The sequence below is a fragment of the Bradyrhizobium sp. genome, assembly GCF_049512235.1.
Classification (GTDB): Bacteria; Pseudomonadota; Alphaproteobacteria; order Rhizobiales; family Xanthobacteraceae; genus Bradyrhizobium.
In genome coordinates this window covers 14,148-29,923 of sequence record NZ_JBEKXH010000020.1, presented here as the reverse complement: position 1 = coordinate 29,923, position 15,776 = coordinate 14,148, and the positions used below count along the sequence as shown (strand labels likewise).

Here is a 15,776-nt window from a genome sequence, read left to right as displayed (position 1 = left end):
ACGAATATCTTGCCGTCGCCGATCTGGCCGGTGCGCGCGCTGGAGCTGATGACCTCGACCGTCTTGTCGGCGAGGCCGGCTGGGACAGCGACCTCGATCCGCAGCTTGGGCAGGAAATTCACCACATATTCGGCGCCGCGATAGACTTCGGTGTGGCCCTTCTGCCGGCCGTAACCCTTGACCTCGGTGACGGTCATGCCGTTGACCCCGATCGAAGTGAGGGCCTGGCGCACCTCGTCCAATTTGAATGGTTTGATGATGGCAACAACGAGCTTCATGGTCAGGCCTTCGTTTCTCTAAAGTCGAAAAAATTCGGATGATGACGGTCGCGGCTTGGTTCGCGCCTTGAATCGCATGTTGGGCAAGTCTGGCATCTTTCTGCGCCTGTGGCACAAAAAGTTGCGGGCTTGAGCCGAAAATCAACTGCATCAGCCGGCTCCGCTCCCGACAAGAGCTGTACAGGCAGTGCTCCTGTCCGCCAAGATGGTCTTGCATCGCCGACGTTATCGTTGGCTGGCCTGCCCGCAACGAACGCCCGAGGGGATGAAATGTCGGATCGATTCTGGTTTTTTGCGTATCAGGGCCAGCAGCATGGTCCTTACCCGGAGGCGCAATTCCGCGACTTGGTCGCGCAACGCACGATCACGGCGCAGACCCTGGTCTGGAGCGAGGGCATGACCGGCTGGCAAAGAGCCGGGGATATTCCTGGCCTGCTCGCAGCCGCTCCGGGCGCGCTGGTCTTGCCGCCGGAGGCATTGCCGGCAGGCGGCCTGCCGGCCGTCCAGTCGCTGTCGGCCGAACTCGGCACCTGGGAGCTGTTCGGGCGCGGGTTGCTGGTCATGATCGGCGACCTCACGGTGATTGCGGCGCCGTGGACGAAGACCGGCTTTTTCCGCTGGTTCATCGCGCATCTGCGCATCCCGCAGCGGCCCGACATCACCTTCACCGGCAGGCCCGGCGACATCTGGTACGCTTTCGTGTTCCTCGCGCTCGGCATTTACGCGGGTTTGAGTCGTGTGCCCTATTTGCCATACGTCCTCATTCCGGTTCAGGCGGCAATCTGGTGGATCATCGTCCGCTGGTTGGTCGAAAACGTCAGTCCGGACGGACATCAGCACCCCCTCACCTTCACCGGCGGGGCCTGGGCCTATGTCGGCTGGTATTTGCTGTCGTTTGTCTCGTTTATCACCATCGTCGGCTGGGCATGGGTCTGGGCCGCATGGGCGCGATGGATGTGCCGGAATGTCGATGGTACGCGGCGGCAACTGAGGTTCGAAGCCAGCGGGTGGCAGATGCTGTGGCGGACGCTTCTGTTCACGCTGGCATGCGGGTTGATCATCCCGATTCCCTGGGCGCTCGCCTGGTTCGCTCGCTGGAGCGTGTCTCAATTCGCGCTCGTCGAACCAACCGCCTGAAGACCGGACCGCCCGGCATCACCTGCGTTCGCGCAGCGAGCCTTCCTGCGCCACCGACGCCACCAGCGTGCCGTCCTGCTTGAAGATCAAGCCGCGGGTCAGGCCGCGGCCGCCCTGCGCGCTTGGGGAGTCCTGGGCATAAAGCAGCCATTCGTCGGCCCGGAACGGACGATGAAACCACATCGCGTGATCGAGGCTTGCCGGCATCATGCGTTTGTCGAACAGGGTACGGCCGTAGCGGGCCATTGCCGCGTCCAGCAGCGAGAAGTCCGAGGCATAGGCCAGCGCGCACATATGCAGGGCCGGATCGTCGGACAGCTTCGATGCGGTGCGGATCCAGACATGGATGCGGCCGTCCTCGATCTTCTGGCCGAAATAGCGTCCGAGTTCGACCGGGCGCAGCTCGATCGGACGGTCGGATTCGTAATAGCGGCGGATGAAGTCCGGCATCTCCCGGAACATCGGCTGCTTTGCGACTTCCTCGGCGGTGAGTTTTTCCGGCGGCGGCACCTCCGGCATCTTGTCCTGGTGATCGAACGCGCCCGCCTCATCGACGTGAAACGACACCATGATCGAGAAGATGGCGTGGCCGTGCTGGATCGCGGTAACGCGTCGCGTCGCATAGCTCTTGCCGTCGCGCAGCCGCTCGACCTCGTAGATGATCGGAATCTGCGGATCGCCGGGCAGAATGAAATAACAGTGCAGCGAATGTGGCAGGCGGCCTTCGACGGTTCGGCACGCCGCCACCATCGCCTGCCCGATCACTTGCCCGCCGAACACCCGCTGCCAGCTCGTCTTCGGACTGTTGCCACGAAACATGTTCACCTCGATCGGCTCGAGATCGAGAATGGAAATCAGGTCAATCAGTGCTTTGGACATGGATATGCTTTCGTTTCCCATCGTCATTCCGATTCGAGGCAATGCCTCGAACCGGAAATCCGGAGATCATGACCGGGAGATTCCCGAGTTCACGATTGACCGGCGGGGATCACAACCTTGTTTGGTGAACCTGTTTCGCCCAGCTATAGTCGCGGTGCAAGCCTAGTCTTGCGGCGCGAACTGGTAAGGTTTCATCATGGCGGTACAGCGAAGCATTGTGATCGGCGGCGGGGCGTTCGCCGGACTGGCGCTGGCGCTGGCGCTGCGGCAGGGCCTCGGTGCCGATATTGCGGTGACCGTGGCCGATCCGGCGCTGGCGCAAAGGCCAAGCCGCGATCCGCGCGCCACCGCCATCGTCGCCGCCTGCCGCCGGCTGTTCGAGGCCATCGGGGTGTGGGAGCAGGTCGCCGGCGTGGCGCAGCCCATTCTCGACATGGTCGTGACCGATTCCGGGCTTGAAGACGCCACCCGCCCGGTATTCCTGACCTTTGCGGGCGACGTCGAACCCGGCGAACCCTTCGCGCACATGGTCGAGAACCGGCATCTGATCGATGCGCTCGTCAACCGCGCGGAGGCCGAGGGCATCGATCTGCGCGCCAGCGCAGTGACGACATTCGAGCGCGATGGCGGGGGCCTCGATGTGACGCTGGCTGACGGCGGCAAGATCGCGGCCAGCCTTCTGGTGGCGGCTGACGGCGCCCGCTCGAAATTGCGCGAGCACGCCGGCATCGCCACCCATGGCTGGGATTACAATCAATCCGGCATCGTGGTCACGGTCGGTCATGAGCGCGATCACCGCGGCCGCGCCGAAGAACATTTCCTGCCCGCAGGTCCGTTCGCGATCCTGCCGCTGACCGGGCGACGCTGCTCGCTGGTCTGGACCGAAAGCCGCACCGAGGCGGCCCGTATCACCGCGCTCGCCGAGCCGGACTTTCACGCCGAACTCGAGCAGCGCTTTGGTCTGCATCTCGGCGAGATCAAGGTACTCGACAAGCCCAGGGCATTTCCGCTCGGCTATTTCGTCGCGCGCTCGTTCATCGCCGAACGGCTGGCGCTGGTCGGCGACGCCGCCCACGTCATTCACCCGATCGCGGGTCAGGGGCTCAACATGGGCCTGAAGGATGTCGCGGCGCTCGCCGAGGTGGTGGTCGATGCTGCGCGGCTCGGCATCGACCTCGGCCAGGCCGATGTGCTCGAGCGCTACCAGCGCTGGCGGCGGTTCGACACCATGGCGATGGGGCTCGCCACCAATTCGCTCAATCTCCTGTTCTCGAACAAGTCGACCCTGCTGCGCACCGTGCGCGATATCGGGCTCGGACTGGTCGATCGCGCGCCGCCGCTGAAGAGCCTGTTCATCCGCCAGGCCGCGGGTCTTGCCGGCGAGGTGCCTCGGCTATTGAAAGGCGAGGCGCTGTAGGGGACTTCAGGGCCCCCGTGACGCGCGCAGTGAGGACGCGTCTTAAGGCATTTTCCCTGCGTCGGTGGCGAGAATAAAAGCCGCCACCGCGTCGATCAATTCTTTGTCGAGCGGTCGATCGGATTGATTATAGGCCGCCTGATCGTCGGCCTCGTCTGCGACATCGACCAGCAGGTGGTTCATGTCCGGAAGCCAGAGCGTTCGCGCCGTCGATGACGCCGCGGAAAGGGCTGCGAAATCCACCCGCGCCAGCTGGCGGTCGCGGCCGCCTGCGACGATCAGGGTCGGCTGCTCGATCAGTTTCAGGGCCGGAACCGGGTCTTCGGTGAAGGCCGAGGCGATGCCGGGCTGCATCGATGGCGGGATCGCCAGCCCCGGGGGCGTCGGATCGACGATCTCGCCGGCCATGATGGCGTCGATCGCCTTCGCGATCGGCTGAAACACCTCCGGCGCAAGTTTTTTTTCGAGCTGGGCCTTGAGCAAGTCGCCCTGCCGCCGCGCCGCCGTCGCCAACAGAACGAGGCGGTCGACCGGCGCGCGCCGCGCCGCAAGGATCGCGACCAGCCCGCCCTCGCTGTGTCCGACCAGAGTTATCGTTGGGAATTTGCCGGTGGCGCGCAGATAGTTCGCCAGCGCCGCGGCATCGTCGACATAATCCTTGAAGCGAAAATCCTCCGGTCGTCCGAATTCCGGCTTCCATCCGCCGGCCCCGCGCTTGTCATAGCGAAGCGTTGCGATGCCGCGCGCGACCAGCTGCTCGGAGAGCTTTTTCAATGTCGCAGGCTTCATCTGCGGCCCGTTGCCGTCATGGTCGGTTGATCCGGAGCCCGCGATCAACAGCGCGACCGGCGGCCGTTCGACACCGGCGGGCATTGTCAGCACGGCATCGATGGCGCCGACACGAATTTTTGTCTCGTCAGCGCAGGCATTCACGGCCATACCGGCAAAGACAACGAATGATGCGACCAGGCAAGCAACGACGGCCCCCGGGCCTTCGACCGATGAGCGGCCTGTGACCATCGCCCTCACTCGATCTTCCGCGCTTCTTCCGGCAGCATGATCGGGATGCCGTCGCGGATCGGATAAGCGAGCTTTGCGGAACGTGAGATCAGTTCCTGCTTGGTGGCGTCAAACTCGAGCGGACCCTTGGTCAGCGGGCAGACCAGGATTTCCAGCAGTTTGGGATCGACGGTGCCTTCGAGGCGTTCGGGCGGGGAATTCATGGCTTTGTGTCTCCGGCGTGGAGTTCGATTCCTTAGCTCCGATCTAGCGGTGCGTCACCCGCCAGATCGTGCCGTTGCCGTCTTCGGACACCAGCAAGGCGCCGTCATGGGCCACCGCGACGCCGACCGGCCGTCCCCACACCTCGCTATCGTTGACGACAAAGCCGGTGACGAAATCCTCATATTCGCCTGTGGGCACGCCATCCCTGAGCCTGATCCGGATCACCTTGTAGCCGGTGCGTGCGGCGCGATTCCAGGAGCCGTGTTCGGCCGCGAAACCATCGCCGCGATATTGGGCCGGAAAGGCCGTGCTGTCGTAGAATGCGAGCCCGAGCGAGGCCGAGTGGGCCTGGATCAGCACGTCGGGAACAGTAATTTTATCCTTCAGATCCGGCCGTTGGCCGGCGTGCCGCGGATCCCAGTGGTCGCCGATATAAAACCAGGGCCAGCCGTAGAAGGCGCCTTCGCGCACCCGGGTGACGTAGTCCGGCACCAGATTGTCGCCGAGGCCATCGCGCTCGTTGGTGGAACAATAGGGATCACCTGTCGCGGGCTGGATCGCAAGACCCACGCAGTTGCGGATACCGCTGGCGAACATGCCCTGGCGTTTGCCATCGGGATCGAATGCCAGCACGCCGGCGCGGTCCGTCTCCCTTCCCCAGTCTGCGCCGAGCGCGTGTTTGGCGCTCCAGGTCTGTAACCCTCCGGCCGGATCGCCCATGCCCTCCGCATCATTGCTTTCGGAGCCAACCGAGATCAGCATCCGCTTGTTGTCGCTGGTGAAGACAATATCCCGCGTCGAGTGGCCGTAGCCGTGCGGCAGGTCGGCAACCACCGTTTCAGGTTTGGTCGCGGCCTTGAGATCGCCTGTCTTGTAGGGAAAGCGAACGACGCGGTCGGTATCGGCGACATAGACCCATTGCGGATCCCGGCCGTTCGGGAAAAACGCGATACCGAACGGCTGGTGCAGACCATCCGCGTAAATCTCGTTGACGGCGGGCTTTGGCGCTCCGTCAGCTGCGCGCAGCAGGCGGATGCGCCCGGCGCGGGTTTCGGCGATGAAGATGTCGCCATTCGGCGCCACCCGCATCTCGCGTGGCCCGTTCAATCCTTCCGCGAACAACTCTATTCTGAATCCGTCCGGTACAAGCGGGCTGGCGGAAGCCGGCCGGGGAACGATCTCGGAGACGTTGGCCGCCGAGGGGGTCGCGCCGGGCTTCGGCAAATCGTCCGGCCTGATCAGCCTGATAGCGCCAGGCTTGTCGTCGCGCCAGTCGCCAAAGGCGGCGCTGCCGGTGCGCGGCGCCGATTGGGCCAGTACTACTGCGTCAGAAACAGCTTGGCTGCCGGCCGCGCCGACCAGCACACACCATAACAAGCGACTGTATGACCGCATCATTGCTCCACTCGTTCGAAGCCCACCGGTTAGAGAAAAGCTGTTCCCTGCGCGGCGAAGCCGCAGCGAGGTGCGAAACCGGGCTGCACCGGACCATCGAGCAGCTAAGCGTTCGTTCTCCGATTGCCAAGCCATCGCTCATCAAATCCGCGCGCATGACGCCAACGCTGGCGGGTGCAAAGCGCAAGCCGCCGTCGGCCAGCTTTTCGAGCTGGCGGAAAGGCTGAAGCTTAGAATGCCTCCATTTTAGAGGGAGTCTTTTTGCCTGTCGGACAACAAAGCCGCTAGCTGGTGGCGCCATCTCAAAGCGCGTCACATGCAGGAGAGACGACGAGTGTCGATATCGTCCGAACCGCGTCTCACCATCTTGCTCTTTGCGGTCGCCGGTACGTTCTGGTGCGCCGGCGCCGCGCGCGCCGAGGACGCAAGCACCTGGCGCGAGATTGAGACCAAGTACATTTTTGGATTTTCAACGCTATCGCGCTAAGCTCAAATTCGCCTGGGAATTTTGATTTTTTCTCGACACCGGAAAGGACGATAGGTGTTTGCTCTAGCCATGATGAAAAACAGACTGCCTTTGACCGTGCTCTGCTCGATCGCGATGCTTTCTGTGTCGCAGTCCCACGCGCAGCAGGCGACCGAGATTCACGTGACTTATGCCAACGGCCAGTTCCGGCCGAGCGCGGTGCAAGCGCCGGCCGACAAGCCCGTCATTTTCCGGGTCAAGAATCTCGACGCCAAGGCGATGGAGTTCGAAAGCACGTCGCTGCGGGTCGAAAAGGTGGTCGCCGCCAACAGCGAGGGCATCATCAATGTGCGGGCGCTGAAGCCCGGCCGCTACGAGTTTTACGATGACTTCAACGACACGGCGCGCGGCGCGCTGACCGTGCAATAGAGGGCATCCGATGCTGGCCGCGCTGATCATCGTGTTTCGCGAAGTGTTCGAAGCCGGCTTGATCGTCGGCATCGTGCTCGCGGTCACCGGCGGGGTGCCGCATCGCGATCGCTGGATCTGCGGTGGCGTCGTGGCCGGCGCGCTTGCGGCCTGCGTCGTTGCGGCCTTTACCGGCGTGTTGTCGCAAGTTTTCGAGGGCATGGGGCAGGAGCTGTTCAACGCCGCGATTCTCGGCGTCGCCGTGGTCATGTTGACCTGGCACAACGTCTGGATGGCCCATCATGGCCGGGAAATGGCGGGAGAGATGCGCGCGGCCGGACAGGCGGTGGCTGCGGGAACGAAGTCGTTGCTGGCGCTGGCGGTGGTGGTCGGGGTCGCCGTCTTGCGCGAAGGCAGCGAGGTGGCGCTGTTTCTGTTTGGCGTCGCCGCCTCTGACGGCGGCTCGGGCTTGAGCCTCGCGATCGGCGGGGTTATCGGCCTTATGCTGGGAGGCGCGGTTTGTCTTGCGACCTATTTTGGCCTGATGCGGATTCCGCCGCGGGCGCTGTTCGCCACCACGACCGTGCTGATCACCTTGCTCGCGGCCGGCATGGCGGCGCAGGCGGTGGCCTTCCTTGAACGCGCCAATTGGCTGACGCCCCTCGATACCGTGGTGTGGGACAGCGCTTGGTTGCTGTCGGAATCCAGTATCGCCGGCCGGACCCTGCATACCCTGATCGGCTATACCGATCAGCCGACCGAAATGCAGCTTTTGGTCTACGCCGCCGTGCTGCTGGGGACGTTCCTGCTGATGCGGCGGACCGGATCGCGGCACCGCGACCGCGTCGTGGCGGCCGGCTGAAAATCCACAGGGCACCGTCGTGAAGGACTGACGCAAAATTCCACCTTTGGAATAAAGCTATCAGCGAGGCACGTCATGCGGGAATTATGTGCGCGCCCTGGCCTAGCTGAACGAAGCCATTGATTTATATTTTAAAATTAAAATGAGTGGACTCGCAGAGTCGATCCGGCGGTTAACTTGGCCGGCCGGTTGGCAGTCGTTCGCCGCCCCGTCCAAGGGGGTGCCATTACAAGTGAGCGACCTTGATGTGCAATACAGGTCACACATATGCACGCAAGTTGGCATATAGACTATCCAATGATTCGCGCGATGGGTATGGCGTTAGGTGGGAATACGGGCGTGACCAATTTTTAGATCATCAGTTCATTTCTTTATCTCTTTTCAGGCCGGAAATTGATTTTTGGGTGGGCACAGATGCAGCGCGTTAGCAACCTGGTTTTGCGGCGGATGCCGGCATCCGCTTTTGTTCTTGCGCTCGCTCTGTTTGGCCTCACAAGCCAAGCTAACGCTCAGGCTTCCACCACCACGGGTATCGTCTCGTCGCAGAATCCGAGCCGGGTCGGCGACACCGTCGAGTTCGCCGTTACCGTTTCAGGGTCGGGCGGCAACCCCAACCCGACCGGGACGGTGACGTTGGATGCCGGCGACGGGACATCGGTATTCGGCACGCTCTCCGGCGGCCTGGCGAAGATCCATCACACCTATGCCACGGCGGGCATTTTCCTGGTGATTGCGAGCTATAATGGCGACGCGGGCAACCTGACCAGCGTGAGCGCGATAGCCCAGACGGTCGGGAAGGCCGTCACCATCACGACCCTGGGTTCCCTGCCTGACCCAAGCCGCGTCGGGCAGCCGGTCGCCTTCGCCGCCACGGTCACGGCTTCGGCCGGTATCCCGACCGGGACGGTGACGTATAATTTCGGCGACGGTTCATCCGCCTCCGGCACGCTGGCGGCCGGTGTGGCGAGGGTCAATCACACCTACACATCGGTGGGCAACTTCGCGGTGACCACGACCTATCACGGCGACGCAACCAACCTGACCAGCGTGGGCACCACAGAGCAGAGCGTCGCAAGCGGAATGATGACCGGCTCTCTGCCCAGCCCGCGCAGCGTCGGCACCCTGTCGCCCTCGGAGCCACTGGCGCAGCAGCGGCTGCCACCCCTACTCGAACAGTGACGGTCAAGGTTCATCGGCCCCGTGCGAACAACGATGATCCTACTGCAGCCCGGGGTCGCCGCTGGTGCGCTTCTTGGCGATGTCCATCTCGGTGACGGCGACCAGGATTTCGGCGCGGGTTTTGAGATCGGGCGCTTCGAGCATCGCCTGCTTTTCCGGCGCGCCGTGGGGTGACATCATCGCCAGCGCATTGACCAGCGCCTCGTTGGGCGCGGTCTCGACGCCCTCCCAGTCGACCTTGAGATCGTTGGCTTTCAGAAAATCCGTCAGCACCGCGAGCAGCGCTTCGCGATCGACGGCTTCCTCACCCTTGCGCGCGGTGAAGTCGTCGATGTAGGGGAAATAATCCACCTTGCATTGCCGGTAGAGCGTCAGCACGCTCATTTCCTCGACCACCTTGAAGCGTGTGATGCCGGTGAGTTCGAGGATGTAGCGGCCGTCGCCGGCTTCGGCGAGCTGGGTGATGCGGCCGACGCAGCCGACGCGAAACAGCGCCGGCCGGTCCACGTCCGGCGAATGCGCGACGTCCGGCTGAATCATCCCGATCAGCCGATGACCGTCGCGCAAGGCGTCGTCCACCATGGCCAGATAGCGCGGCTCGAAGATGTTGAGCGGCATCTGGCCGCGCGGCAGCAACAGCGCACCTGGCAGCGGAAACACCGGTATCACCTCGGGAAGGTCGCCGGGCCCGCGATATTCGGCATTGATCGGCATGGAGGGTCCCGGTGCAGGCCTCTGGAGCTTGGGGGTGGCACGTACTCTACCGCATTTGAGTTTGAGCGTCCGAGCAAACTTGCAGGCAAACCAGCAAGGGAACCTGAACGCGCGCCCGTCACGAGAACAGAATCGTCGACAGCCGCTTGCGCCCCTCGATGGTGGCCTCGTCGGCCGGGCCCCATGCCTCGAAAAACTGCACCAGCTGCTTGCGCGCCCCGTCTTCGTTCCATTTGCGGTCGCGTTTGATGATTTCGAGCAGTTGTTGGGTGGCCTCGTTGCGCTTGCCGCTGGCATTGAGCGCGGTCGCCAGATCGAATCGCGCCTGATGATCGAGCGGGTTTGCGGCGACTTTCTGTTCCAGTTCGGTCACCGGGCCGAGGGCGCTGGCCTGCTCGGCGAGATCGATCGAGGCCTGCACCGCCTTGACCGCGGCGTCATTGCGCTTCGACTCCGGCACCATGGCAAGGGTCTGCTTGGCCTGTTCGATGGCGCCGGTCGTCACATAGCATCTGGCAAGCCCGGCCAGCGCCGCGACATTGGTGGCCTCAGCCGCCAGCACTTCGGCATAGATCGACGCCGCGGTGGCCGGATCGCCGTCGGCGAGAGCGGCTTCGGCTTCTTTGAGGATTTCCGCGATGTTGGGTTCACCCGGCATGGCCGCGGTCAGCTTGTTGATGAACGCGGTGACCTGGCTTTCCGGGACCGCGCCCATGAAACCGTCGGCGGGCTGGCCATTGACGAAGGCAATCACCGCCGGGATCGACTGGATTCCCATCTGGCCCGGGATCGCCGGATGCTCGTCGATGTTCATCTTGACCAGCTTCACCTTGCCCTTGCCGGCGCGGACCGCCTTTTCGAGGATCGGGGTGAGCTGGCGGCAGGGGCCGCACCACGGCGCCCAGAAGTCAATCAGCACCGGTTGGCGCTTGGATTCCTCGATGACGTCCCGAACGAACGTCTGGGTGGTGGTCTCCTTGATCAGATCGGTGGCCGCCTGCGGCGCCGGTCCGCTGCCCTGCTCTACAATGGTCACTGCAATCCTCGTTCGATGTCTTGCAAAGAAGGCCGCTTCTAGCACGGCCCCGGGGTGGAGGTTCAGAAGTTCTGTTCACCTAAGTGGCGGCTTGCCCGAAATTTTCAATCGGGTTCCAGAAACCCTGGTGAGCCTTGGTGAGATCAGGTGGGCGGCAGTGTCCAGCAGCCATGGGGGGGGTGGCCCGGCCCTCCCTTTGCGGCGGGATGCTTCGGGTCCAGCTCGCCAGGCTGGCTCGGACCGGAGTTCCCGTCGAAAGCGGTGACAACGGCGGGTTAACGGTGAATTTCACGCCTATTTGGGAGCGGTTTCCGTGGATTGCCCGTGACGGCCCGCTAATCCCCACCGATCCGAAGGCCGCACGCGGGCTGTTGCATTCGGGAGCCGTATTTGGCATAGCTCTGCCCGTTGCCGTCGGCAGATCGCCGTCAGGCCGCTCGGATGCGGGTGTAGCTCAGTGGTAGAGCACGACCTTGCCAAGGTCGGGGTCGAGGGTTCGAACCCCTTCGCCCGCTCCAATTTTTAAAAGTGTCCAGTCGGCGGTTGAAAGCGGATCGTTACCGAGCAGCCAACTGGAAGGCGCTCCCATGCACAGTGCCATTGTCGTGATCAACATGCCCGAAAAGCATGAAGCGGAAGGCCATCACCCCAAATGGCTCTCTTGCCTGGCAGATCTCAATCACGCATCCGAACCGATGGTCGACGCGCTCGAGGATCAGGACGGTGTCCTGAGGCTCGCCGAAAATGTCTGGCAGATAAATTTCCACGACAACCCCGGCGCATTCGCCCGGTTGATTTCGTGCGCCATGCACCACAGGCTGACTTATGGCATTTTGCAGCTCAAGGAAGCGCCGGTGTGGCATCCAGCAGCTTTTCGTCCCAAACCGCGCTGACAACGTTCGGGGGACAGAACCGAAAGCAGCGCGCCTCGGCGCATGGACCAATCCGGCGACGCCCTATATCAGTTGTGTAAATTCCCGGACCGGATTGGGACGTCAAGGAGGGTTCATGAAAGTCGGAGCGGCGATCCTCGTAATGTGCCTTGGCCTGTCGGGAAGCGCGCCTGTTTTTGCGCAGAACGCTGTCGGCGGACCGAAAAAGCAGGGCTCTCTTGGCGGAGCGGTGAAGCAGAGTTCGCCGGTCATACCGGCATCGAAGGGTGGGTCGACCCCGGTTACCCCGCCGCCCAAGGTTGGATCGATCCCGGTGACGCCCCCGTCCCAGGTCAAATGCCCGGCACCCCCTTGTGCCGCGAAGGAAAGCCATCACTAAAAGCATCGCTCGAGGGCGTCGTGTGTAGGGCGGATTGGAGCCGATCGGTCCGCGCATCGCGCGGCACGATCGGCGTAATCCGCCATCTCGCTCGTGCGCACGACGCGTTGCTGCTTGACGGCGGATTACGCATTGAAGCCGGGCCATGCTGGCCCAACTTCAATGCTAATCCGCCCCGGGATCATCCTGGTCGATGCATGCCACGGGAAATCTCCGCGCCAGCGCGCACGATGCGATGCCGCGAAACGGCGGATGACGCTTCGATGCCGGGCAATGCGTGCCCGGCCTTTTCGCTAACCAAACTAAACTAACCCTCGAGCGCGCGTGCCACAGCTTCCGGGTCTCGTGCAATGACCGTTAGCAGGACTTGCGCGGCCTTATCGGGGCGATGCGCGCCTTGCTCCCAATCTCGCACAGTCCCGAGTGGGAGGTGGAACCGGGCCGCAAACTCTTCCTGCGTCAAATTCATCCTTGCGCGCAACGCCCGCACGGTCGGCACGCGGCGAGCGCGCGCGAGCTGGGCCTTGGTCGCGGGCGGAGCGTCGGGGTCCGAAACAGCGGCACGATGGCGCGCCTCTTCGCTCATGACGTCGAAGGCGCGCCAATCTGTCTTTGGCGGCTTCTTCGGATTGAGCTTAAATCTCGTGATACTTTCTTTTTTCATGTGGCTCCGCTCCTCTGGCGGATATGATGCGAACAATATCGCCTCTCATCGTATACGTGACGAAGAGCATTCGGCCGTCCACCAATCCGATCGCGTTGAAGCGCAACTCGCCAGCGGTGTCGAGGTCATCAAACTCGACCACGTATGGATCCAGGAACACTCTCGCGGCCGCTCGAAAGTCGACACCGTGCTTATTCCGGTTGGCCCGCTCCTTGGCGCCGTCCCATTCGAAGTCCATCGCGAGCTCCGGCGCCAGATATACTGATATTCAGTACCCAATTCAAGATGGCGGATTACGCCTTCGGCTCCAATCCGCTCTACCGAGCTATTCCGCCCTGCTGACGGGCCTGGCCGCCATCGCCATCTTTCGCGCATCGGTCACGGCAGCGACGCGATTTCGCGTTCCGGGTCGAGATGCCTTGGCAGCCAGCCGAGCTCGCGCCGTGCCTTGGCGCCGCTCAGCCGCTGGTCGCGCGCATAGCCCCGCGCCCAATCGCCGAGTTCGGCCGCGATCGCGTCAGCGGAGATGATGTGAGGCTCTTGATGCCCTGAGGCAAAACGCTTCGCGAAGGCGCGCGCGATCCGGCCGACGGAAAGCCCCTCGACCGCGGCGCCGATATGGCTCGATCGCGCCGGCGCGCGCTCGAGCGCTGCAACGTAGAGCGCCGCGAGGTCTTCGCTGTGCACCAGTGGCCATCGCACGTCCGCGCTCTCCACCACCCGGATCGCACGGCGCTGGCGCGCCTCCCGGGCGAAACGATCGAATACGCCGCCCGCGGCGGTGTAGACCATGGCCGGGTGAATGACGATGCCACAGACTTCGGGCGCGGCCAGAATTCGCCGCAGCTGCGGCAGCATCCACGCGAACGCGGCCAGCGGACGGAGCGGCGTCGCTTCGGTCGCGATCTCTTCGCCGGTCGCGCCGAACAGCCAGCAACCGCCGGTATAGATGATGCGCGCTTTGGCAGGTTGCGCGGCGAGCGACGGCAACAGGATGTCGACCAGGTGAGCATCGATTTTGCCCATCTCGGAATCGACATCGCAGGCCACATGGATGACGGCGTCGACATGCGGCATCCGGGCGACCCATGGTTCCGGCGCGGCGATATCACCGGCAACCGGTCTCGCGCCGTAGGCGGCGAGTTTCGCCGCCGAGGCCTCGGAGCGTGCCAGCGCCCGGACATCGTGGCCGCGCTTGACGAGTTCGCGAACCAGCGGCGAGCCGATTGCGCCGGTGCCGCCCAGAATGAAAACGCGCATGATCGGCTCCGTCATGGAACTCGCCGCCGCAACCCCCTGCGCTCCCGATATCGCAGTGCAGCGCAGCGGATGCGGGCAAACAGCTCTGATGGCCACGAGCTGGGTTTATTTTAAGCAGTTTCACCTGCCAAAGGCGTCCGTCGCGCGCTTTTCTCGCGCTGGAAATGTGCTAGCATCTTCATGCCCAATGCGGTGCATTGGACCAAGTCCGTCTTTCGAAACGTGAAAATAATAAACAGGCGCAGCCACTTGGCTGCCCAGGGAGTAGGCGATGAAATCGGCATTCAATCGATCAGTTCTTGCGCTCGCGGCGATCGCCATGGTCGGCGGCGTCAGTCAGGCCAGCGCACAGAATAAGGCTCTGCACTCGTATCAGTCCGGCAACAAGGAATTCTGGACCCATCCGCCGGACGACTGGTTCCTAGGCGATGAGACCGAAGCGCAAAAGGGTCTTGTGCCGCCCTCAGGCCCGCCGACCGGCTCGTCGGAGGCCGAACTCGACGCCATGATGAAAAAGATAAAACTGCCGCCGGGCTTCAAGATCGAAGTCTATGCGTCGGGCGTGCTGGCGGCTCGGCAGATGGCCTGGGGCGACAAGGGCACGCTGTTTGTCGGTTCCTTCGGCCTCGGCAATGTGTACGCCATCACCGACAGTGGCGGCAAGAAAGAGGTCAAGACCATCCTCAAGGGGCTGAACATGCCCACCGGCCTCGCCTTCGAGGACGGTGCGCTCTACGTCATCGCGGTCAACCAGTTGATCAAATACGACAATGCCGAAGCCAATCTCGGCAATCTCGGCGCCGGCAAGGTGGTCTATGATGACATGCCGTCCTATGCCGCGCATGGCTGGAAATATCTGGCCGCGGACAAGGATGGCTGGTTCTATATTCCGTTCGGACCTCCCTTCAACGTCGGCATCCCGCCGACCAGCGTGTCGCAGATCCGCCGCGTCGATCCCAAGACCGGCAACGCGGAAATCGTGGCGCTCGGCGTCCGCAACAGCGTTGGCGGTGCTGTCGATCCGCGCAGCGGCAAATACTGGTTCACCGAGAATGCGCGCGACTGGATGAGCGATGACCTGCCGAGCGACAAGCTCAACATGGTCTCGAAGATGGGCGAGCATTTCGGCTATCCCTATTGCCACCAGGGCAACCTGCCGGATCCGAAGTTCGCGATGGGTCACGAATGTTCGGAATTCACCCCGCCGGTGCTCAATCTCGGCGCCCATGTGGCTCCGCTCGGCATGAAGTTCTATACCGGCGACCAGTTTCCCGCCGAATACAAGAACTCGATCCTGATCGCCGAGCACGGCTCGTGGAACCGGCATAAATACCAGGGTGGGCGAATCGTGCGTGTCACCGTGGGTCCGGACGGCAAGAATCCGAAAGAGGAAGTGTTCGCATCCGGTTGGATCGAGGGCGACCAGGGCTATATCGGCCGGCCGGACGACATCATCCTGGACAAGGATGGCTCGATTCTCGTTGCCGACGACTGGGCCGGGGCGATCTATCGCATCAGCTACAAGAAGTAAGCGCTGAAACATCGGAGGCTGCGGCTGTTCGGAAACGAGCGGCCGCAGCCTTGC

17 protein-coding genes and 1 tRNA gene are annotated in these 15,776 nt (G+C 63.1%); 8 read left to right on the top strand and 10 right to left on the bottom strand.

Annotation, left to right across the window (positions count from 1 at the left end):
• On the bottom strand, positions 1–278 hold a 278-nt coding region (locus tag ABSG20_RS03435; protein ID WP_423863079.1), incomplete at its 3' end, for a P-II family nitrogen regulator.
• 270 nt (positions 279–548) lie between these two features.
• Here ABSG20_RS03435 and ABSG20_RS03430 point away from each other — a divergent pair.
• Positions 549–1,415 carry a DUF4339 domain-containing protein gene (locus ABSG20_RS03430; protein ID WP_423863078.1) on the top strand — a complete coding sequence of 289 codons (867 nt, stop codon included), beginning with the start codon at positions 549–551 and terminating at the stop codon, positions 1,413–1,415.
• An 18-nt stretch (positions 1,416–1,433) separates the two neighbouring features.
• On the opposite strand, the gene tesB is transcribed toward ABSG20_RS03430, so the two are convergent.
• A complete protein-coding gene (tesB, locus tag ABSG20_RS03425) occupies positions 1,434–2,294 on the bottom strand; it encodes an acyl-CoA thioesterase II (RefSeq protein WP_423863077.1) in 861 nt (286 codons plus the stop codon).
• A 196-nt stretch (positions 2,295–2,490) separates the two neighbouring features.
• On the opposite strand from tesB, the gene ABSG20_RS03420 reads away from it, so the two are divergent.
• Entirely contained in the window at positions 2,491–3,711 is a 1,221-nt protein-coding gene (locus ABSG20_RS03420; RefSeq protein ID WP_423863076.1) for a ubiquinone biosynthesis hydroxylase, read from the top strand.
• Between the two features lie 42 nt (positions 3,712–3,753).
• Here ABSG20_RS03420 and ABSG20_RS03415 read toward each other — a convergent pair whose 3' ends face one another.
• The 3 genes from ABSG20_RS03415 to ABSG20_RS03405 are packed head-to-tail and all read right to left on the bottom strand — an operon-like array spanning position 3,754 to position 6,333.
• Positions 3,754–4,731 carry an alpha/beta hydrolase gene (locus ABSG20_RS03415; RefSeq protein ID WP_423863075.1) on the bottom strand — a complete coding sequence of 326 codons (978 nt, stop codon included), beginning with the start codon at positions 4,729–4,731 and terminating at the stop codon, positions 3,754–3,756.
• Positions 4,732–4,736: 5 nt separating this feature from the next.
• Positions 4,737–4,934 carry a Trm112 family protein gene (locus tag ABSG20_RS03410; RefSeq protein WP_423863074.1) on the bottom strand — a complete coding sequence of 66 codons (198 nt, stop codon included), beginning with the start codon at positions 4,932–4,934 and terminating at the stop codon, positions 4,737–4,739.
• 43 nt (positions 4,935–4,977) lie between these two features.
• The gene (locus ABSG20_RS03405) at positions 4,978–6,333 is read right to left on the bottom strand and encodes a PQQ-dependent sugar dehydrogenase (RefSeq protein ID WP_423863073.1); all 1,356 of its coding nucleotides are present in this window, start codon (positions 6,331–6,333) and stop codon (positions 4,978–4,980) included.
• Positions 6,334–6,886: 553 nt separating this feature from the next.
• On the opposite strand from ABSG20_RS03405, the gene ABSG20_RS03400 reads away from it, so the two are divergent.
• From ABSG20_RS03400 to ABSG20_RS03390, 3 genes are all read left to right on the top strand, one after another.
• A complete protein-coding gene (locus tag ABSG20_RS03400; RefSeq protein ID WP_423863072.1) occupies positions 6,887–7,225 on the top strand; it encodes a cupredoxin domain-containing protein in 339 nt (112 codons plus the stop codon).
• 10 nt (positions 7,226–7,235) lie between these two features.
• Positions 7,236–8,066 carry an FTR1 family iron permease gene (locus tag ABSG20_RS03395; RefSeq protein ID WP_423863071.1) on the top strand — a complete coding sequence of 277 codons (831 nt, stop codon included), beginning with the start codon at positions 7,236–7,238 and terminating at the stop codon, positions 8,064–8,066.
• 414 nt (positions 8,067–8,480) lie between these two features.
• The gene (locus ABSG20_RS03390; RefSeq protein WP_423863070.1) at positions 8,481–9,245 is read left to right on the top strand and encodes an Ig-like domain-containing protein; all 765 of its coding nucleotides are present in this window, start codon (positions 8,481–8,483) and stop codon (positions 9,243–9,245) included.
• Positions 9,246–9,284: 39 nt separating this feature from the next.
• On the opposite strand, the gene ABSG20_RS03385 is transcribed toward ABSG20_RS03390, so the two are convergent.
• Entirely contained in the window at positions 9,285–9,959 is a 675-nt protein-coding gene (locus ABSG20_RS03385; RefSeq protein ID WP_423863069.1) for an LON peptidase substrate-binding domain-containing protein, read from the bottom strand.
• Positions 9,960–10,077: 118 nt separating this feature from the next.
• Positions 10,078–10,995: a thioredoxin gene (trxA, locus tag ABSG20_RS03380; protein ID WP_423863068.1), complete on the bottom strand. Its 918-nt coding sequence runs from the start codon at positions 10,993–10,995 to the stop codon at positions 10,078–10,080.
• 443 nt (positions 10,996–11,438) lie between these two features.
• Here trxA and ABSG20_RS03375 point away from each other — a divergent pair.
• Together ABSG20_RS03375 and ABSG20_RS03370 are read left to right on the top strand one after the other, a co-directional pair.
• A tRNA-Gly gene (locus tag ABSG20_RS03375) sits at positions 11,439–11,513 on the top strand.
• A gap of 87 nt (positions 11,514–11,600) precedes the next feature.
• Entirely contained in the window at positions 11,601–11,888 is a 288-nt protein-coding gene (locus tag ABSG20_RS03370; protein ID WP_423863067.1) for a hypothetical protein, read from the top strand.
• Between the two features lie 686 nt (positions 11,889–12,574).
• Here ABSG20_RS03370 and ABSG20_RS03365 read toward each other — a convergent pair.
• The 3 genes from ABSG20_RS03365 to ABSG20_RS03355 all read right to left on the bottom strand — a co-directional run bounded on the left by ABSG20_RS03365 (position 12,575) and on the right by ABSG20_RS03355 (position 14,191).
• Positions 12,575–12,853: a helix-turn-helix domain-containing protein gene (locus ABSG20_RS03365; protein ID WP_423863080.1), complete on the bottom strand. Its 279-nt coding sequence runs from the start codon at positions 12,851–12,853 to the stop codon at positions 12,575–12,577.
• 49 nt (positions 12,854–12,902) lie between these two features.
• Positions 12,903–13,169: a BrnT family toxin gene (locus ABSG20_RS03360; RefSeq protein WP_423863066.1), complete on the bottom strand. Its 267-nt coding sequence runs from the start codon at positions 13,167–13,169 to the stop codon at positions 12,903–12,905.
• Positions 13,170–13,309: 140 nt separating this feature from the next.
• Positions 13,310–14,191, bottom strand: coding sequence for an NAD-dependent epimerase/dehydratase family protein (locus ABSG20_RS03355; RefSeq protein WP_423863065.1), 882 nt, complete (start codon positions 14,189–14,191; stop codon positions 13,310–13,312).
• 271 nt (positions 14,192–14,462) lie between these two features.
• Between ABSG20_RS03355 and ABSG20_RS03350 the strand changes: the two genes are divergently transcribed.
• Positions 14,463–15,722, top strand: a complete 1,260-nt coding sequence (locus tag ABSG20_RS03350) for a PQQ-dependent sugar dehydrogenase (RefSeq protein ID WP_423863064.1) — start codon at positions 14,463–14,465, stop codon at positions 15,720–15,722.
• The last annotated feature ends 54 nt before the right edge of the window (positions 15,723–15,776 follow it).